This is a genomic window from Mesorhizobium sp. M4B.F.Ca.ET.089.01.1.1 (genome assembly GCF_004022605.1).
In the GTDB taxonomy this organism is placed as follows: Bacteria; Pseudomonadota; Alphaproteobacteria; order Rhizobiales; family Rhizobiaceae; genus Mesorhizobium; species Mesorhizobium abyssinicae.
Window position 1 is genome coordinate 1 of record NZ_RZOS01000083.1, and the last position, 17716, is coordinate 17716.

Genomic DNA, 17716 nt, shown 5'->3' on the forward strand with positions numbered 1-17716 from the left:
CTTGAAGGCAACGGCTTTGCCTTCAAGCTTGATTTCCCCTTCGTCGGGCACCGCCGCGCCGGAAATCGCCTTGATGAGCGATGATTTGCCGGCGCCGTTGTCGCCGATCACCGCCAGGATTTCGCCCGGATAGAGGTCGAAATCGGCATTGTCGAGGGCGGTGACACGACCATAGCGCTTGGTGAGACCGCGCGCGGTGAGGATGGGTTCCTGGGTCATGATTATGCCGAAACCTTTCTGATCCATTGATCGACCGCCACGGCGCCGATGATCAGCACGCCGGTGAGCAGCACTTTCCATTGCGGATCGGCGCCCATCATGTTGAGACCCATCGAGACGACGCCGACGATCATGGCGCCGAACAGCGTGCCGAGGATCGAGCCGCGGCCGCCGAAGAGCGAGATGCCGCCGATCACCGTCGCGGTGATGGCTTGCAAATTGTAGTCGGTGACGGCAGCCGACGGTGAGATCGAGCCGTTGCGGCCGATCGAGACCCAGGCCGCGAACGCGGCGATCAGCCCGGCAAGGGCGTAGACCGTAATCAGCACCTTCTTGGTCTGGATGCCCGACAGTTTCGCAGCCTCCTGATCGTCGCCGACGGCATAGACATGGCGGCCCCAGGCGGTGTGGTTGAGGACGTACCAAAGCACTCCCACCAGCACGACCGTGGCAATGACGCCGGCTGTCAGCACGGCGGAGCCGACCCTGAAGCTCATCGCGAACAGGTGCAGCAGCGGCGCCTGCGCATCGACATCGGCATCGCGGATCGTCTCATTGGCCGAATAGATGAAATTCGTGGCCATGACGATGTTCCAGGTGCCGAGCGTGACGATGAACGGCGGCAGCTTCATGTAGGCGACCAAAAGGCCGTTGAGCAGCCCGCAGGCGGCGCCGGCGGCAAGGCCGACGATAACGGCGAGGATGGTTGGCATACCGTAGGTGATGGCGCAGTTGCCCATGATGACGGCCGAAATCACCATGATCACGCCGATCGACAGGTCGATGCCGGCGGTCAGGATGACCAGCGTCTGGGCGGCGCCCAGAATACCGACGATGGCGATCTGCTGCAGGATCAGCGTCAGCGTGTAGGACGAAAAGAACCGTCCGCCGATGGCGATACCGAAGATGATGATCGACAAGACCAGCACGATCAGCGGCACAGCGGCCGGCGTGGAGTGCAGGAAATGCTGGGCGCGCTTGACGAACGACTTGCCGTGCTCATCGAAGGCGGCGACGCTGGTGTCGCTGCTCGAGAGAACCTTCTCGAATTCCTGAATCTGAGACATATCTCCTCCCGTCTGCGCGGAGCTTCTCACGGCTCCCCGTCCCGTTCACGCATTCCGGTCTGTCGCCTGGATTGTCAGCGCCAACGAAAGCGCATCGTCCACCCGATGCGGCCGGGGATCAAGCCCCCAGCCGCAAGGTTTATGTGCCGGTCAGCCCAGCATCAGCCCCAGCACTTGGCGAGGCCTTCCTTGGTGTCGATCGACTTGACGCCGTTGGCCGGCTTGTCGGTGACGAGGTTGACGCCCGTATCGAAGAAGTTCTTGCCTTCGGTCGGCTTCGGCTTGGTGCCGTCCTTGGCGAAAGCGGCGATCGCCTCGATGCCGAGCGCGGCCATCTGCAGCGGATATTGCTGCGAGGTGGCGCCGATGACGCCTTCGGTTACCGACTTGACGCCGGGGCAGCCGCCGTCGACCGAGACGATCAGCACCTGCTTCTCGAGGCCAACTGCCTTGAGCGCCTGGTAGGCGCCGACGGCGGCCGGCTCGTTGATGGTGTGGATGACGTTGATGGTGTTGTCCTTCTGCAGGAGGTTCTCCATCGCCTTGCGGCCACCCTCTTCGTTGCCGTTGGTCACGTCATGGCCAACGATGCGCGGATCGTCCTCATCGCCGATCTTGTTGGGGTCCTTCACGTCGATGCCGTAGCCCATCATGAAGCCCTGGTCGCGCAGCACGTCCACGGTCGGCTGCGACGGGGTCAGGTCGAGGAAGCCGATCTTGGCGTCCTTGGCCTTGTCGCCAAGCGTCGCAGCGGCCCAGGCGCCGATCAGCTTGCCGGCTTCGAGGTTGTCCGTCGCGAAGGTCGCGTCGGCCGCATCGATCGGATCGAGCGGGGTGTCGAGCGCGATCACCAGCAGGCCGGCGTCACGCGCCTTCTTCACCGTCGGCACGATGCCCTTGGTGTCGGAAGCGGTGATCAGGATACCCTTGGCGCCGTCGGCGATGCAGCTTTCGATCGCCGCAACCTGGCTCTCGCTGTCGCCGTCGATCTTGCCGGCATAGGTCTTGAGGTCGACGCCAAGTTCCTTGGCCTTGGCGGTCGCGCCTTCCTTCATCTTGACGAAGAAGGGATTGGTGTCAGTCTTGGTGATCAGGCAGGCGCCGACGCCGGCGGCCGATGCCGTCGAGGCGAACGCCATCAGGCCCAACGCGGCGGCCGCGAACACGGTGGACTTCAGCAGTGCTTTCTTGGTCACGATTTTCCTCCCAGTGGAACCATTGCGGACGCCGGGCCACCCGACGTCTCAAGCGCATCCAACCATTTCTCCCAGCGTGGACGCCCCCTCAAGAGACACCACTCCGAGACGGCTGTCAATAATTAAATCACTCTTATTTATTATTGACAGCCTTGCGTCGTTCACTCATTCTGCACGAAAAGCATTGAGGGGAAACGACGGAGGAAACAGGGTGGAGACCGGCATTGCGAGGCACGGTTCGCCCGAGGCGGCAGAAAGCCGCCTGCACCGCGGCACCAACCAGAGCGGCATGCGCGACCACAATGAGCGGCTTGTGCTGTCCCTGGTGCGCCAGCATGGCAGCCTCGCCAAATCCGACATAGCGCGCATGACCGGACTCTCGGCGCAGACCGTTTCGGTGATCATGCGCGAGCTGGAGGACGACAGGCTGCTGGTGCGCCAGGCGCCGCTGCGCGGAAGGATCGGCCAGCCCTCCATTCCCATGGCGCTCAACCCCGAAGGCGCTTTCTTCATCGGCCTCAAGATCGGCCGCCGCAGCGCCGAGCTGGTGCTGATCGACTTCCTCGGCAATGTGCGCTCGATGCTGCAGCACTCCTACCGCTATCCGGCGCCGCGCGAGACGGTGGAATTCGCGCTTTCCGGCATGACCAGGATGCGTGGCGAACTTACCCAGGCGCAGGACAAGCGCATTGCCGGGCTCGGCATCGCCATGCCGTTCGAATTGTGGAATTGGGCCGACACCGCCGGCGCGCCGCGCGAGATCATGGACGAGTGGCGCCACCGCGACATCCGTTCCGACATCCAGGCGCAGTGCGACTTCCCGGTCTACCTGCAGAACGACGCCACCTCGGCCTGCGGCGCCGAGCTCGTCTTCGGCCAGGCGGGCGGGGCGCGCGACTTCGTCTATTTCTACATCGGCGCCTTCGCCGGCGGCGGCATCGTGCTCAACGGCCGGCTGTTCGGCGGGCCGACCGGCAATGCCGGCGCGCTCGGCTCGATGCCGGTGCCGGGACCCGATGGCAAGCCGACGCAGCTCATCGACGTGGCGTCGATCGCCATGCTGGAGAAGGCGCTCAACGCGCGCGGCGTCGAGGCCTCGCATCTGTGGACGTCGCCCGAGGACTGGGGCGAGATCGGCCCCGAGCTCGACCTATGGATCGCCGGCGCCGCGCAGGCGCTCGCCTACGCCATCGTCGCGGCCTCCTCGGTCATCGATTTCGAGGCGGCGGTGATCGACGGCTGGATGCCGCTCTCGGTGCGCGGCCGTCTCGTCGACGCGGTGAGAGTGGCCATCGGCACGATCGACGGCGAAGGCCTGAAGTTGCCGGCGGTGCGCGAAGGAACCGTCGGCATCCACGCGCGGGCACTTGGCGGCGCCAGCCTGCCGCTGTCGGAGCGCTTCCTGATCGGCTCGACCACGATTTCCAGGAGCGCCTAAGCATGCTGATCGGCATTCCCTCGCTGCTCGGCCCGGAGCTTCTGGCAACGCTGCGCGCCATGGGCCATGGCGACGAGATCGCGCTTGTCGATGGCAATTACCCGGCCGAGCAGCAGGCGCATCGGCTGATCCGCGCCGACGGCCATCACATGGTTCCCGTGCTCGACGCGATATTGAGCGTGCTGCCGGTGGACGACGCCGTGCCGGAGGCGCTGTTTCGCGCCTCGGTCAAGGGCGATCCGGCGCTCGCCGATCCGGTCCACCATGAGATGGAATCGGTATGCGCCAGGCGCGCGCCCGGCCACAAGGTGGTTGCGCTGGCCGGCGCCGATTTCTATGCACGGGTCAAGGCCGCGCACGCCATCGTCGCCACCAGCGAACCCCGGCTCTATGCCAACATCATCATCCGCAAGGGCGTGATCTATCCGCCGGAAAGCCAGACATCATGATCCTCTGCTGCGGCGAAGCCCTGATCGACATGCTGCCGCGCACGACGACCGAGGGCGAGCCGGCCTTCGCGCCCTATGTCGGCGGCGCGGTTTTCAACACGGCGATCGCGCTCGGGCGGCTCGGCGCGCCGGCCGGCTTCTTTTCCGGCCTGTCGTCGGACCTGTTCGGCGGCCAGTTCCGCGAAGCGCTCGGCGCAAGCAAGGTCAGTTCCACCTATGCCCACACCTCGCCAAGGCCGACGACGCTCGCCTTCGTGCGGCTCACCAACGGTCAGGCGACCTACACTTTCTACGACGAGAACACCGCCGGGCGCATGCTCACCATCGAGGATCTGCCGAGCCTCGGCGCCGAGATCGAGGCGATGCTGTTCGGCGCCATCAGCCTGATCTCCGAGCCTGCCGGATCGGCCTATGAGGAGTTCATGCGGCGCGAGCACAACAGCCGCGTCATGATGCTCGACCCCAACATCCGGCCGAACTTCATCCCCGACAAGGCAAAGCACCTGCGGCGCATCCGCGAGATGATGGCGATGGCCGACATCGTGAAACTGTCGGACGAGGACCTCAACTGGTTCGACGAAGCCGGCTCGCACGAGGACGTCATCCGCAACTGGCTGGATCGCGGACCGAAGCTGATCGTCGTCACCCATGGCAGCGAGGGCGCGGTCGGCTACAGCAAGAGCCACAAGGTCACGGTGATGCCGCAGAAAGTGACGGTGGTCGACACGGTCGGCGCCGGCGACACCTTCAATGCCGGCATCCTCGCCTCGCTGCACGAACAGGGCCTGCTCACCAAAGCGGCGATCGGCGACCTGTCGGAAGACGCGATCCGCCAGGCGCTGGCGCTCGGCGCCAAGGCGGCGGCGGTGACGGTGTCGCGCGCCGGCGCCAATCCGCCCTGGCGCCACGAAATCGCCTAATCGGCCGTCCATCCGGCGGCGAAGCCGCTCAGCCGGCTGATCACTTTATGTTTCCGTCGGCTGAAATAGCGCGAGAAAAGGCACTGATTGCGCCTTGCAAAGGCCGGATTTCCGGCACCTTGCGGAAAAGCAGGAGCGATCGTCGGTAACAGGCTGCGACATCCGGACCGGTCGCCATGCCCGTGGCCCGGCTTTCTCGGATTGTCCAAGTCTGGTACCAGCGGCCCGTTAAGTTGTTGTTTCCGTGCGTGTCATGCCCCCGCCGCTTGCCATGGCGACACGCACCAACCCCTTGTTGAGGCAGACATGCAGTTCATCGATCTCGGCGCGCAGCGCGAACGTATCCGCGACCGGCTCAAAGCCGCGATCGACCGCGTTGTCGACGAGGGCCGCTATATCCTCGGGCCTCAGGTCACCGAATTCGAGAACAAGCTCGCGGCTTACGTCGGCACCAAGCATGTCGTGGCCTGCGCCAACGGCACCGACGCGCTGCTGCTGCCGCTGTTCGCCGCCGGCATCGGCCCGGGCGACGCGGTCTTCGTGCCGAGCTTCACCTTCGCAGCGACGGCCGAAGTGGTGGCGCTGGCCAAGGCCGAACCGGTGTTCGTCGATGTCGATCCCGACACCTACAACATCGACATCGCCAGCCTCGAGGCGGCGATCCAGTTGATCAAGAAGGAAGGCAGGCTGAAGCCGAAGGCGATCATCCCGGTCGACCTGTTCGGGCTCGCCGCCGACTACGAGGCGATCATGGCGATCGCCAAGCGCGAGGACCTGCTGGTGATCGAGGACGCCGCCCAGTCGATCGGCGGCTCGGCCGACGGCAAGTTCTGCGGTTCCTTCGGCCAGGTCGGCTCGACCAGCTTCTATCCGGCGAAGCCGCTCGGCTGTTACGGCGACGGTGGCGCGATGTTCACCAATGACGACGCGATGGCCGACAAGCTGCGCTCCTTCGCCTTCCACGGCAAGGGCGAGACCCAGTACGACAACATCCGCGTCGGCATCAATTCGCGTCTCGACACGCTGCAGGCGGCGATCCTGATCGAGAAGCTCGCCATCCTTGAGGACGAGATGGTTGCCCGGCAGGCGGTCGCCGACCGCTATGCCTCGGGTCTCGGCGATATCCTCAAGGCCTCGCGCAATCTGGGCCACGGCCGCTCGGCCTGGGCGCAATACGCCATCGAAACGCCGAAGCGCGACGGGCTGAAGGCGCATCTGACGGAGAAGGGCATCCCGTCCGTCATCTACTACGTCAAGCCGCTGCACGTGCAGCTTGCCTATCGCGACTATCCGCGCACGCCGACCGGCCTCGCCGTTTCGGAAGAACTGCCGAAGCGGATCCTCTGCCTGCCGATGCACCCCTATCTCAGCGAAGCCGACCAGGATCGCATCATCGAGACGATCCGCAACTATATCGGCTCGAACTCGGCCCACGTCGCGGCGGCGTAGGCCCCTCTGCTGCCTGTCCAGCTCGACTATTCGTCGTCGAGCAGGATGCGTTCGGCCGCACCTTGCATGTCGTCGTACTGACCGCTTTTCAGCGACCACAAGAACGCGCCCAACGCCGCCCCGCCAAGCAGGAGGGCCAGCGGAATGAGATAGACGAGACTGCTCATGCGCGCCCCACCACGGGCGGCAGTGGTTTTGGCATCTGGTCGGCAACCCAGCCGCTGGCCACATCGCGGCCGGCGATGCCGCGAAGCCGCAAGGCGTTCGCGACGACCAAGATCGACGACGCCGACATGGCCAGTGCGGCAAGCAGCGGCGTGACCTGCCCGGCGATCGCAAACGGAATGGCGATGGCGTTGTAGCCGATCGCGAGGACGAAATTCTGATGCACCAGCCGCGCCGCCTGCCGGGCGATACCGATCGCATCGGGAATGGCCAGCAGGCTCGGCCGGAGAAAGACAAGGTCGGCGGCATTGCGGCCGATATCGCCGGCGCTGGACGGCGCCATCGACGCATGCGCGGCACTCAACGCCGGCGCATCGTTGAGACCATCGCCGACCATCATCACCTTGCGGCCCGTGGCGGCAAGCGCGGCGATGCGGGCAACCTTCTCCGCGGGCAGCAGTCGTGCCGACACGTCGCCTATGCCGAGTTGCCCACCGACGCGCAAGACCGTTCGCTCCTGGTCGCCCGACATGATGGCCACGGCAAATCCATCGCGCTTCAGAGCCTCGATCGAGCGCGCCGCATCCTGCCGCAGGCTGTCCTCAAAAATGAATGAAGCGAGCGGATGGCCGTCGCGTGAGAGCATGGTTGCGGCCGTGGCGCCGGATACGGCCCATTCTGCCCGGCCGAGCCGGTAGAGGTGCCGCCCGATCCGGCACTCGACCCCCAGTCCCGGATGCTCGGCAATTGCGACCGGCATCATTTGCAAACCGTCGTCGAAGGCCGCCAGAGCCCGCGACACAGGATGATTGGAGCGAGCCGCGATCGCACCGGCAATCGCCAATGCGGATGGCTCGATCTGCGAGGCATTGGCCAAGCTCAGCCGCCCCGTCGTCAGCGTTCCAGTCTTGTCCAAGAGAACCGTGTCGATCTCCGCCAGCCGCTCCAGGGCCGAGCCTTCCTTGACCATGATACCGGCCTCGAACAGCCGCCTGGCCGCCACCGTGTGCACGATCGGCACCGCAAGCCCAAGCGCGCAGGGGCAAGTGATGATCAACACCGCGATGGCGACACTTATGGCGCCATGCCAGTCGCCGGTCGCGAGCATCCAGCCGAGAAAGGTGAAAAGCGCGGTCAGGTGAACTACCGGCGAATAGAGACGCGCGGCGCGATCGGCGATGCGCCTGTAGCGCGAGCGGCCGCCATCTGCCGCTTCCATCAGCGCCACCATTTCGGCGAGCGAGGAATTGCCGGCATCGGAGGTGGCCGTCAGCGTCAGCGCGCCGTTGAGGTTGAGCGTCCCGGCGCGCAAGGACGATCCGGGTTCGACCGATTGAGCGGCGCTCTCGCCGCTGACCAGCGAGCAATCGACATCGGACCGGCCGCCGTGGACGATGCCGTCGACCAGGAGGCGCTCGCCGGGCGCCACCGCCAGCAGCATGCCCGCCTTGATCTGTCCGGCAGGCAGATAGTCGCGCGTACCGTCCTCGCGTTCCGCAGTCGCGCCACGCGGCGTGAGCCGGATCAGGCCGCGCACGGCGCTGCGCGCCTTCTCGCGCATGACATGGTCGAGGCTGCGGCCGATGAGCAGGAAGAAGAGAAGCGATATCGCCGCATCGAAATAGGCATAGGCGCCGCCGGCGGCGGTGTCGTAAAGGCTGAGCGCGAACGCCAGGATGACGCCGACGGAGATCGGCACCTCCATGTTGGTCCTGCCCTGCCGCAGGGCCGACCACGCCGCCGCGAAAAACACGCGTCCGGAATAGATCAGCGCCGGAAAGGCCAGCACCGCCGAAATCCAGTGAAAGGCCTGGCGGGTCTGTGGCTCCGCGCCCGACCAGACCGATACCGACAACAGCATGATGTTCATCGAGGCAAAGCCGGCGACGGCGGTTGCCCGCAGCAGCCGCGAAAGCTCGGGGTCGACGGCCGCGTCCTCGTTGTCGAACAGATGCGCCGCGTAGCCTGCCGTCATCACCGTCTCGAAAATGGGGGGCGGAATCTCGCCCCGCCATTTCACCGACAGCCGCCTGGCGGACAGGTTGACGCGCGCCTGCTCGACATCCGGGACGCGGCGGAACGCCCCCTCGATCGCGGCGATGCAGCCAGCGCAGTGGACGCCGGGTACCGACAGATCGGTCTGGCGCAGGCCATCCGCAAGGTCGTGACTGGCGAGCAGGATTTCATCGCGCGACGGAGGGCCGCCGAGCTCGGCCGCGGCTTCCGCTCCGGGCGCGCAGCAACTCATCTCATTGCCTTGTAGGCGTGCCACGTGCCGTGACCGAGCACGGGAAACACGACAACCAGGCCAAGCAGGCCGGTGGCGACGCTCAACAGGAAAAGCGCAAGCACGATCGAGCCCCAGGCGATCATCACGGGTATGTTGTTCCAGACCAGCGAAATGCTGGTGCCCATGGCCGTGAAGGCATCCGTCTCCTCGTCGAAAAGCATCGGAACGGAGAAGGTGCTGATGGCAAAGGCGAAAGCGGCGAAGACGCCGCCGGCCACGGATCCAACCAGGAGCATCGCCCATCCAGTAGGCGTCGTGAACAACATCGACGTGATGTGATCGAGACCCGGGAACGGCAGCAGGCCGAAGAACAGCGCGTAGATCAAGACCGCCGCCCGCATCCACACCAGCATAAGCAGGCACAGGATCGCCCCGGTGAACCAGACCTGCGCGCCGGATTTCGGCCGGACGAAGATCATGCGCGAAAGCGAGACTGGCTGCCCTGCGGCAATCGCCCAGCTCTTTTCATAGAGGCCGATGGCGATCAGCGGCCCGACGACCATGAAGCCGGCGAGCGCGGGAAACAGGATATAGTCCAGGCCAAGCGCGAACAGTGTCCAGACGATCGCCAGCGAAACCATGAAAACCGCCGCGCCATAGACGAGGCTCGGGCCGGGGCTGACCATGAAATCCCGCCAGCCGGCTTTGAGCCAACCGACAGCGGTGCCGGCCGGCAGGTTGCGCCGGTTGCGCTCGATGTAGGGCCGCGAGGCGTTTGGGGCTTCGGTCATGGTCTTTCTCTCAACACGCCGGCCTGGCCGGACGAAGGAGGGACGCCGAGTCTAAGGCGGGATCGAGCACGCATTCCGGCTGCGATTGGACGGCGACGTAGACAAGATGAACATTGGCGCCGATGAAGACGGCCAACAGCACCGCCACGACTGCAAACCACTTGAGCCGGGTGTTTGCCCGCCTTCGCGCCGATAGACCGGCAATCATGGCCGCCGTTCTCATTTGGCCTGCCCAAGCTGGCCGACATAGAGCGCGAGCAGCTTGATCTCCGCCGGCGTCAGCCGCGCGTTCCAGTTCGGCATGTGCCCCTGGCGGCCGGAATAGACCGTCGAATACACATCCTGGAGCGTGCCGCCGTAGATCCAATGGCTGTCGGTGAGGTCGGGCGCACCCTGCTCATGCATGCCCTTGGCGTCCTTGCCATGACACGCCACGCAGTTGCCGGCGAAAACCTCTCGGCCGGCCTCGATGCTTTCGGCCGACCCTGCGTCCGGCATCGACAGGGAGCGGACATAGGCGACGACGTCGGCAATCTTCTGACGATCGAGTATGCCGTCGCGGCCGAATGCCAGCATCTGCGAAACGCGGGTATCGTCATTGGTCGAATTGATGCCGATGCCGATCGTCTCGGCGATCTTCTCGGGTTCCCCGCCCCAAAGCCAAGACTTTGCCGTCAGATCCGGGAAGCCGGGCCCCCCGGTTGCCTTGATGCCGTGGCAAGCCGCGCAATTGTCCGAAAACAGCACGTGGCCGGCCTTCGTCACGTCCTGCATCAGCACCGGATCGGATTTGATCGCGGCGAAATCCAAGGCCTGGATCTTGTCCAGCCAAGCGGCGCGCTGAGCCTTCGCTGTTGCCACCTCCTGATCGACGATGCGACGCTGGTCGTTGCCGAGCAAGCCCTTCGTATAGGTCGAACCAAGCGGCCAGGCAGGCATCAGCAGCCAGTAGCCAAGGCAGAACAGCGCTCCGATGGCGAGAAAGAACAGCACGACCTTGGGAACCGGCGTGTTCAGTTCCTCAATGCCGTTCCATTCATGACCGGTCGTGGTGCGGCCGGTGACAGGGTCGCGTCGTCCTACATCCACGGCTTGTCGTCCTTGTCCAGAATGCTGCTTTTGGCGCGATCGAACCCGGCTCGATTGGACGGCCAGTAGGCATAAATCACCACCCCGGCGGACAGAGCGAGGAGATAGAAAAGGCCCCAGCTTTTGGAGATTGCGACCACCGCGTCATGCATGCTCATTCCCCCAGCGCCGTCTGGTCGGTCTTCCTGGCCGCATCGGTCAATCCGCCGAGGATCTGCAGGTACGCGACTAGCGCGTCCATCTCCGTCAACTCGCCGGGATTGCCGTCGAAAGCCCTTACATGGGTCGCCTTGCCGTAACGCTCGGTGACGCCACGCGCCTTGTCATCATCCGGCGCAGACTGGCCATAGGCATCGATCGGCGCGTTGGCGACCATCTCGTCCGTGTAGGGCACGCCGACGGTCCGCAAGGCGGCCAGGTGCCTGCCGAGATCGTCGGTCTTCAAAGGCGTGCGCAGCAACCAGCGATAGGCCGGCATTATCGATTGCGGAACGACATCGCGCGGGTTGTTGAGATGCGCCACCTGCCATGCATCCGAGTATTTCTCGCCGATGCGGGCTAGATCGGGCCCGGTGCGCTTCGACCCCCAGAGCATCGGGTGATCATATTTGGATTCGACCGCCAGCGAGTAAGGTCCGTAACGCTCGACCTCGTCGCGCAGCGACCGGATCATCTGGGAATGACAGGCGTAGCAGCCTTCGCGCATATAGATGTTGCGCCCGGCGACCTCGAGTGGCGTGTAGACGCGCATGTCTGGCGCCGCCTCGACCGTGGAGCCGATGGTGAAAAGCGGCGCGATTTCGACCAGGCCGCCGATCGAGGCGACGGCGATGATGGCCAGCATGAAGCGGATGGCGCTGCGTTCGAGTTTGCGATGGAGGTCAGCCACGGGTCATTCTCCAGGCTGTGCGGCAGGCCTGCCGAGCGGCAGGTCGACCTCGCCACCGGCCTCGACGCCACGCTCGAGGCGCGCCTGCCGGATGGTCATCAGCACATTGTAGGTTCCGACGATCGCGCCGAGCAGAAACAGCAGCCCGCCGAAGGTGCGCGCGATATAATAGGGATGCATCGCCTCGACCGTGTCGAGGAAGGAATAGGCGAGCGTTCCGTTCTCATTGTAGGTGCGCCACATCAGGCCCTGGATAATGCCCGAGTTCCACATCGAGAAGACGTAGACAATGGTGCCCGAGAGCGCGAGCCAGAAGTGCACCTCGACGAGTTTCGGCGAATAGATCGCCGGGCGCTTCCACATCCACGGGACCAAAGCGTAGATCGAGCCGAACGTGATCATCGCCACCCAACCCAGCGCGCCGCCGTGGACATGGCCGATTGTCCAGTCGGTGTAGTGGGAGAGCGAGTTGACGGCGCGAATCGCCATGAACGACCCTTCGAAGGTCGACAGGCCGTAGAAGACCGCCGCGACCATCATGAAGCGCAGCGTCGCGTCGTCGCGCACCTTGTGCCAGGCGCCGTTGAGCGTCGCCAGGGCGTTGCCGGCCGAGGCCCAGGACGGCACCAGCAAGACCAGCGAAAATGTCATGCCGAGCGTCTGCACCCATTGCGGCAGCGCCGTGTAGTGCAGGTGGTGCGACCCTGCCCACATATACATGAAGGTAATGCCCCAGAAGCTGATCAGCGAAAGCGGATAGGAGAAGATTGGCCGCCCGGCGCGCTTCGGCAGGTAGTAGTACATCATGCCGAGGAAGCCCGAGGTGAGGAAGAAGGCGACGGCGTTGTGGCCGTACCACCATTGCGTCATCGCATCCTGCACGCCGGAGAAGGCCGAGTAGCTCTTGGCGCTGCCGAAGGAGATCGGCACAGCCAGGTTGTTGACGATATGCAGGATCGCCACGACCAGGATGAAGGCCATGTAGTACCAGTTCGCCACATAGATGTGCGGTTCCTTGCGGCGGGCCAGCGTGCGGACAAAGATCAGGAAATAGACAATCCAGACAATCACCAGCCAGAGGTCGGCATACCATTCCGGCTCCGCATATTCCTTGGATTGGGTGATGCCCAGGAGATAGCCGCTGGCTGCAACGATGCAGAAGAGATTGTAGCCGATCAGCACGAACCAGGGGCTCAACTGGTCGGGCAGCCGGGCGCGCGACGTTCTCTGCAGGACGTGGAAGGAGGTGGCGATCAGGGCATTTCCGCCGAAGCCGAAGATGACGCCGCTGGTGTGGACCGGCCGCAACCTGCCGAAGCTCGCCCAGGCGGCGTCGAAGGTCAGCTCCGGCCAGGCCAAAAGCGCCGCAACCCAAACGCCAACGAACATGGCGATGACAGCCCAGAACATGGTGAGGACAATGCCCACCTTGGTCGGATCGTCATAGTAGTGCTCGAGCAGGGACCGGTCCGGCGGCGGCGCATCCCATCTGGCGATGATGAAGCCGCTCAACGCCAGCGCGAGAAGGAGCACGGTGAAGCCCTGGACGCCAAAAGGCTCGCCACGACCCGCGGCGGCCATGGCAAGCCCGATCGCCGCCACGACGAGGCAGATGATAAGCCCAATCTGCCGTTCGGTGACAGTAAGCTTGGTCATGCGAGGTCTGCCTTTCGCGTGCATGAACGGCGGTGGTTGGCCCGCCTTATACGCGCTGGCAGAAGCTGTCTTTGCGCTAGCGCAAATTGGCCTGCCCTATTGGCCGGTTTGCACTTTGAAAGTCTGTGCTTTCGCGGCATTGTACAAAGTATGACCACTGCCGAAATGAGATGAGCGCCAGCCGCCAGGACGTCCACAATTCCAACGTTCCCGCACTGTGCCAAAGCTGCGAGGCGCGTCACAACGGCATGTGCGGGGTGCTCAACGCGGATGAGCTGCTCGCCTTCGCCAAGCATACGAGAGTCGTCAGGCACGGCGCCGGCGAAGAACTGCTTTCCGAAGGCGCGTCGATCACGGCGTACAGCAATGTCATGCGCGGCGTGGTCAAGCTGATCAAGACGCTTGCCGATGGACGCCGGCAGATCGTCGGGTTGTAGTTCGCGCCGGACTTCGTCGGCAGGCTCTATGCCGACGAAAGCGCGGTCACCGCCGAAGCCGCCTCGGACGTCGAGCTTTGCCGCATATCGAAGCGTGCCCTGGAGCGCATGGTCGCCAGCAATCCGATGCTGGAGGGACGGCTGCTCAAGCAAGCGCTGCGCGATGTCGACGAGGCGCGGGAATGGATGGTCGCGCTCGGCCGCAAGACTGCCTCGGAGAAGCTGGCAAGCTTCCTCGGCCAGATCGGCAGACATCTCGACCCCATGGTCGCGCAAGACGATCGGACGCTGGCCTTCGAACTGCCGCTTACACGGGCCGAGATCGCCGATTTCCTGGGATTGACCATCGGGACGGTCTCGCGCGAGCTGTCGAGGCTGAAACGCGACGGGATTATCGAGATCAGATCCCGCCGTCAGATCGAAATCATCGACAGGCAGCGCCTCCAGCAGCGGTCAGGCTGACCCGATCGCGGCCGCTCACACTGCCTTGGCTGCCTTCCCGCTCGCAATAAAGTGCGGATTCGCGAAATCGGCGTCGCTGGCCTGGTTGCGCTTGCCATAGGCGAGCGGATGGCCGTCCAGCGTGCGCGTCATGCCGCCGGCTGCGCGCAATACGGCATCGCCCGCCGCGGTATCCCATTCCATGGTGCGGCCGAAGCGTGGATAGACGTCTGCCTCGGCGGCGGCGACGAGGCAGAATTTCAGCGAGGAGCCTACCGAGACGATCTCGGCGGCGCCGAGGTCGCGAATGAAGGCATCGGTTTCCGGCGTATTGTGCGAGCGGCTGGCGACGACGGCGAGCGGCGTCCCCCCTGCCCGCACTGCGATGGTCCGGCGGCCCGTGATATTGAAATCGCCGTCGACCTCGATCGCTTCCGCCCTGCCCGGCCGGCCCGAGAAGAAGCGCCCGGTGCAGGGCGCGAAGACGACGCCGACTTCCGGCACGCCGTGACGAATGAGCGCGATGTTGACGGTGAAATCGGTGCGGCGGTTGACGAATTCCTTGGTGCCGTCGAGCGGATCGATGAGAAAGAAGACGCCGTCGAGATCGGGTGTCGCAATGCCGGCCGCCACCTCTTCCTCGGCCACGCAAGGGATGGCCGGATAAGCGGCGCGCAGGCCGGCGAGGATGATCTTCTCGCTCTCGCGGTCGGCTTCCGTCACCGGCGAGGAGTCGGACTTGCGGTCGACGGCGCAGCCTTCGTGAAAGACGCGCATGACCTCGCGCCCGGCTTCCAGCGCCAGGCGCTCGAACACGCCGAGCATTACCTCGTCGTCAGATGCCGCCGCCGCTGTCGTATTGGTCTTCGGCAATGTCACGCTCGTTCAGCCAGAGTTCCAGAGCCTCTACCATCTCCTCGGCCGATCTGCCGAGCGTCTTGAGATGGATTTCGGGATTCTCCGGAGCTTCATAAGGTGAATCGACGCCGGTGAAATTCTTGATCTCGCCACTCAGCGCGCGCGCATAGAGACCCTTCGGATCGCGCCGGGCGCATTCCTCGAAGGGCGTGTCGACGAACACCTCGACGAATTCGCCATCGGCCATCAGTTCGCGCGCCACGCGCCGTTCGGCGGCGAAGGGCGAGATGAACGAGACGATGACGATCAGACCGGCATCGGCCATCAGGCGGGCGACCTCGGCGACGCGGCGGATGTTCTCGACGCGGTCGGCGTCGGTGAAGCCCAGATCGCGGTTGAGACCGTGGCGGACATTGTCGCCGTCGAGGATGTAGGTGTGGCGCCCGGAGGCGAACAGCTTCTTTTCGAACAGGTTGGCGATGGTCGACTTGCCAGAGCCGGAAAGGCCGGTGAACCAGAACACGGCCGGGCGCTGGTTCTTCAGGTCGGAACGGCCGCGCTTGCCGACATCGAGCGACTGCCAATGGATGTTTTCGGCGCGGCGCAGCGAATGCAGGATCATGCCGGCGCCGACCGTGGCATTGCTGATGCGGTCGATCAGGATGAAGGCGCCGGTGGTGCGGTTCTCGGCGAAATTGTCGAAGGCGATCGGCGAGCGCGTCGAGAGATTGCAGATGCCGACCTCGTTCATCTCCAGCGACTTCGCCGCCTCGTGCGCGAAGTCGTTGACGTTGACGCGGTACTTCAGCTCGGTGACGGTGGCGCTCACCTGGTCGGTTTCGGTGCGCAGGATGTAGGAGCGGCCGGGCAGCAGCGCATGCTCGTCGAACCAGACGATGTTGGCGGCGAACTGGTCGGCGACCTGCGGCCGCGACGCCGGCGCGACCAGAATGTTGCCGCGCGACACCTCGACCTCGTCATCGAGGACGAGCGTGATCGCCTGGCCGGCAACCGCTTGGGCAAGGTCGCCGCCATGGGCGACGATGCGCTTGACGCGGGACGACTTGCCGGACTTGGCGACGACGACCTCGTCGCCCTGCGCAACCGAGCCGGAAGCGATCGTGCCGGCAAAACCGCGGAAATCGAGATTGGGCCGATTGACGTACTGCACCGGGAAACGGAACGGCTGCTCGACCGCGGCCTCGTCGACCGAAACGGTTTCCAAGTGCTCGATCAGTGTCGGCCCGGAATACCATTGCATGTTGGCGGAGCGGCTGGAGACATTGTCGCCATAGCGGGCCGACATCGGGATCGGCGCGATCGTCTGGAAGCCGAGATTGTGCGAGAACCGGCTGTAGTCCTCGACGATCTTGTCGAACACCGCCTGGTCGAAATCGACGAGGTCGATCTTGTTGACGGCCAGCACAATGTGGCGAATGCCGAGCAGCGAGGCGATGATCGAATGGCGCCTGGTCTGGCGCAGCACCCCCTGGCGCGCGTCGATCAGCACGATGGCGAGATCGGCGGTCGAGGCGCCGGTCGCCATGTTGCGCGTGTACTGCTCGTGGCCGGGCGTGTCGGCGACGATGAACTTGCGCTTCGGGGTGGCGAAGAAGCGGTAGGCGACGTCGATGGTGATGCCCTGCTCGCGCTCGGCTTCGAGCCCGTCGACCAGCAGCGCGAAATCAATGTCGTCGCCTGTCGTGCCGTGCTTGCGCGAATCGCGCTCCAGCGCGGCAAGCTGGTCTTCGAAGATCTGCTTGGTGTCCGACAGCAGACGCCCGATCAGCGTCGACTTGCCGTCGTCAACCGAGCCGCAAGTGAGGAAGCGAAGCAGCGACTTCTTTTCCTGCGCGGCCATGTATTCGCGGATCGAGTCGGTGGGGGCGAGGCTTTTGGCCATGATGTGGCGCATGCTCAAAAATACCCCTCGCGCTTCTTCTTTTCCATCGAGCCCGCTTCGTCGCGGTCGATGAGGCGGCCCTGGCGCTCGGAGGTGCGCGCCGTCAGCATCTCGCCGACGATGGCCTCCAGCGTGTCGGCATCGGACTCGATGGCGCCGGTTAGCGGATAGCAGCCCAGCGTGCGGAAGCGGACCAGCCGGTTTTCGACCGCCTCGCCGGGCCGCAGTTGCATGCGGTCGTCGTCCTTGAGGATCAGCATGCCGTCGCGCTCGACCACCGGCCGCTCCTTGGCGAAATACAGCGGCACGATCGGGATGTTTTCCTGCAGGATGTACTGCCAGATGTCGAGCTCGGTCCAGTTCGACAGCGGAAAGACGCGGATCGACTCGCCGGCGGCAATGCGGGTGTTGAAGATCTTCCACATTTCCGGCCGCTGGTTCTTCGGATCCCAGGAATGCTGGGCGTTGCGGAAGGAGAAGATGCGCTCCTTTGCGCGCGACTTCTCCTCGTCGCGGCGG

Annotated in this window: 19 protein-coding genes; 6 read left to right on the top strand and 13 right to left on the bottom strand. The window is 64.6% G+C overall.

Annotated features, from left to right (window positions below; translation table 11 throughout):
- The 3 genes from EN780_RS11065 to EN780_RS11075 form a co-directional block, all read right to left on the bottom strand.
- A partial coding sequence (locus EN780_RS11065; protein WP_245499928.1) for an ATP-binding cassette domain-containing protein occupies positions 1-219 on the bottom strand: 219 nt, incomplete at its 3' end.
- Positions 220-221: 2 nt separating this feature from the next.
- Positions 222-1286, bottom strand: coding sequence for an ABC transporter permease (locus tag EN780_RS11070; protein ID WP_127283842.1), 1065 nt, complete (start codon positions 1284-1286; stop codon positions 222-224).
- A gap of 161 nt (positions 1287-1447) precedes the next feature.
- Positions 1448-2464 carry a sugar ABC transporter substrate-binding protein gene (locus tag EN780_RS11075; protein WP_187331253.1) on the bottom strand — a complete coding sequence of 339 codons (1017 nt, stop codon included), beginning with the start codon at positions 2462-2464 and terminating at the stop codon, positions 1448-1450.
- A 229-nt stretch (positions 2465-2693) separates the two neighbouring features.
- Here EN780_RS11075 and EN780_RS11080 point away from each other — a divergent pair, with 229 nt between their 5' ends.
- From EN780_RS11080 to EN780_RS11095, 4 genes are all read left to right on the top strand, one after another.
- Positions 2694-3920 (top strand): ROK family transcriptional regulator, encoded by a 1227-nt coding sequence (locus EN780_RS11080; protein WP_127283840.1) that lies wholly within the window; start codon positions 2694-2696, stop codon positions 3918-3920.
- 2 nt (positions 3921-3922) lie between these two features.
- Positions 3923-4369 carry an RbsD/FucU domain-containing protein gene (locus EN780_RS11085; protein WP_128273686.1) on the top strand — a complete coding sequence of 149 codons (447 nt, stop codon included), beginning with the start codon at positions 3923-3925 and terminating at the stop codon, positions 4367-4369.
- A complete protein-coding gene (locus EN780_RS11090) occupies positions 4366-5289 on the top strand; it encodes a carbohydrate kinase (RefSeq protein ID WP_127283838.1) in 924 nt (307 codons plus the stop codon). The genes EN780_RS11085 and EN780_RS11090 overlap by 4 nt, the downstream gene beginning before the upstream one ends.
- Before the next feature lie 306 nt (positions 5290-5595).
- Positions 5596-6738, top strand: a complete 1143-nt coding sequence (locus tag EN780_RS11095) for a DegT/DnrJ/EryC1/StrS aminotransferase family protein (RefSeq protein ID WP_128273688.1) — start codon at positions 5596-5598, stop codon at positions 6736-6738.
- 26 nt (positions 6739-6764) lie between these two features.
- Here EN780_RS11095 and ccoS read toward each other — a convergent pair whose 3' ends face one another.
- The 7 genes from ccoS to ccoN form a co-directional block, all read right to left on the bottom strand.
- Positions 6765-6905, bottom strand: coding sequence for a cbb3-type cytochrome oxidase assembly protein CcoS (ccoS, locus tag EN780_RS11100; RefSeq protein ID WP_127283836.1), 141 nt, complete (start codon positions 6903-6905; stop codon positions 6765-6767).
- Positions 6902-9151: a heavy metal translocating P-type ATPase gene (locus EN780_RS11105; protein WP_128273690.1), complete on the bottom strand. Its 2250-nt coding sequence runs from the start codon at positions 9149-9151 to the stop codon at positions 6902-6904. Before EN780_RS11105 ends, ccoS begins: the two co-directional genes overlap by 4 nt.
- A complete protein-coding gene (locus tag EN780_RS11110) occupies positions 9148-9924 on the bottom strand; it encodes a DUF2189 domain-containing protein (RefSeq protein WP_128273692.1) in 777 nt (258 codons plus the stop codon). Before EN780_RS11110 ends, EN780_RS11105 begins: the two co-directional genes overlap by 4 nt.
- A 219-nt stretch (positions 9925-10143) precedes the next feature.
- Positions 10144-11013: a cytochrome-c oxidase, cbb3-type subunit III gene (ccoP, locus tag EN780_RS11120; RefSeq protein WP_128273694.1), complete on the bottom strand. Its 870-nt coding sequence runs from the start codon at positions 11011-11013 to the stop codon at positions 10144-10146.
- The gene (locus tag EN780_RS11125) at positions 11004-11171 is read right to left on the bottom strand and encodes a cbb3-type cytochrome c oxidase subunit 3 (RefSeq protein ID WP_127310520.1); all 168 of its coding nucleotides are present in this window, start codon (positions 11169-11171) and stop codon (positions 11004-11006) included. Before EN780_RS11125 ends, ccoP begins: the two co-directional genes overlap by 10 nt.
- Entirely contained in the window at positions 11168-11902 is a 735-nt protein-coding gene (gene ccoO / locus EN780_RS11130; RefSeq protein ID WP_128273696.1) for a cytochrome-c oxidase, cbb3-type subunit II, read from the bottom strand. Before ccoO ends, EN780_RS11125 begins: the two co-directional genes overlap by 4 nt.
- Positions 11903-11905: 3 nt before the next feature.
- Positions 11906-13558 carry a cytochrome-c oxidase, cbb3-type subunit I gene (gene ccoN / locus EN780_RS11135; protein ID WP_189556485.1) on the bottom strand — a complete coding sequence of 551 codons (1653 nt, stop codon included), beginning with the start codon at positions 13556-13558 and terminating at the stop codon, positions 11906-11908.
- 170 nt (positions 13559-13728) lie between these two features.
- Between ccoN and EN780_RS41535 the strand changes: the two genes are divergently transcribed.
- On the top strand, positions 13729-13995 hold the full coding sequence (locus EN780_RS41535) for a hypothetical protein (RefSeq protein ID WP_348631251.1): 267 nt from the start codon (positions 13729-13731) through the stop codon (positions 13993-13995).
- Between the two features lie 108 nt (positions 13996-14103).
- Positions 14104-14457 carry a helix-turn-helix domain-containing protein gene (locus EN780_RS41540; RefSeq protein ID WP_348631252.1) on the top strand — a complete coding sequence of 118 codons (354 nt, stop codon included), beginning with the start codon at positions 14104-14106 and terminating at the stop codon, positions 14455-14457.
- Positions 14458-14472: 15 nt separating this feature from the next.
- Here the strand turns inward: EN780_RS41540 and cysQ are convergent, their stop codons facing one another.
- From cysQ to cysD, 3 genes are all read right to left on the bottom strand, one after another.
- Complete coding sequence (gene cysQ, locus EN780_RS11145; protein ID WP_189524274.1) at positions 14473-15261, bottom strand: 3'(2'),5'-bisphosphate nucleotidase CysQ; 789 nt, start codon at positions 15259-15261, stop codon at positions 14473-14475.
- A 10-nt stretch (positions 15262-15271) separates the two neighbouring features.
- The gene (gene cysN, locus EN780_RS11150) at positions 15272-17209 is read right to left on the bottom strand and encodes a sulfate adenylyltransferase subunit CysN (protein WP_187331201.1); all 1938 of its coding nucleotides are present in this window, start codon (positions 17207-17209) and stop codon (positions 15272-15274) included.
- Between the two features lie 2 nt (positions 17210-17211).
- Positions 17212-17716: sulfate adenylyltransferase subunit CysD (gene cysD / locus EN780_RS11155; RefSeq protein ID WP_128273702.1), on the bottom strand; the 505-nt coding region annotated here is incomplete at its 5' end.

Excerpts from the sequence above, each read along its gene's own strand:
- EN780_RS11070 (WP_127283842.1), bottom strand. The coding sequence starts at position 1,286 with ATGTCTCAGATTCAGGAATTCGAGAAGGTTCTCTCGAGCAGCGACACC.
- EN780_RS11085 (WP_128273686.1), top strand. The coding sequence starts at position 3,923 with ATGCTGATCGGCATTCCCTCGCTGCTCGGCCCGGAGCTTCTGGCAACG.
- EN780_RS11090 (WP_127283838.1), top strand. The coding sequence starts at position 4,366 with ATGATCCTCTGCTGCGGCGAAGCCCTGATCGACATGCTGCCGCGCACG.
- EN780_RS11095 (WP_128273688.1), top strand. The coding sequence starts at position 5,596 with ATGCAGTTCATCGATCTCGGCGCGCAGCGCGAACGTATCCGCGACCGG.
- ccoS (WP_127283836.1), bottom strand. The coding sequence starts at position 6,905 with ATGAGCAGTCTCGTCTATCTCATTCCGCTGGCCCTCCTGCTTGGCGGG.
- EN780_RS11105 (WP_128273690.1), bottom strand. The coding sequence starts at position 9,151 with ATGAGTTGCTGCGCGCCCGGAGCGGAAGCCGCGGCCGAGCTCGGCGGC.
- EN780_RS11110 (WP_128273692.1), bottom strand. The coding sequence starts at position 9,924 with ATGACCGAAGCCCCAAACGCCTCGCGGCCCTACATCGAGCGCAACCGG.
- EN780_RS11125 (WP_127310520.1), bottom strand. The coding sequence starts at position 11,171 with ATGAGCATGCATGACGCGGTGGTCGCAATCTCCAAAAGCTGGGGCCTT.
- ccoN (WP_189556485.1), bottom strand. The coding sequence starts at position 13,558 with ATGACCAAGCTTACTGTCACCGAACGGCAGATTGGGCTTATCATCTGC.
- EN780_RS41535 (WP_348631251.1), top strand. The coding sequence starts at position 13,729 with ATGAGCGCCAGCCGCCAGGACGTCCACAATTCCAACGTTCCCGCACTG.
- EN780_RS41540 (WP_348631252.1), top strand. The coding sequence starts at position 14,104 with ATGGTCGCCAGCAATCCGATGCTGGAGGGACGGCTGCTCAAGCAAGCG.
- cysQ (WP_189524274.1), bottom strand. The coding sequence starts at position 15,261 with ATGCTCGGCGTGTTCGAGCGCCTGGCGCTGGAAGCCGGGCGCGAGGTC.
- cysN (WP_187331201.1), bottom strand. The coding sequence starts at position 17,209 with ATGCGCCACATCATGGCCAAAAGCCTCGCCCCCACCGACTCGATCCGC.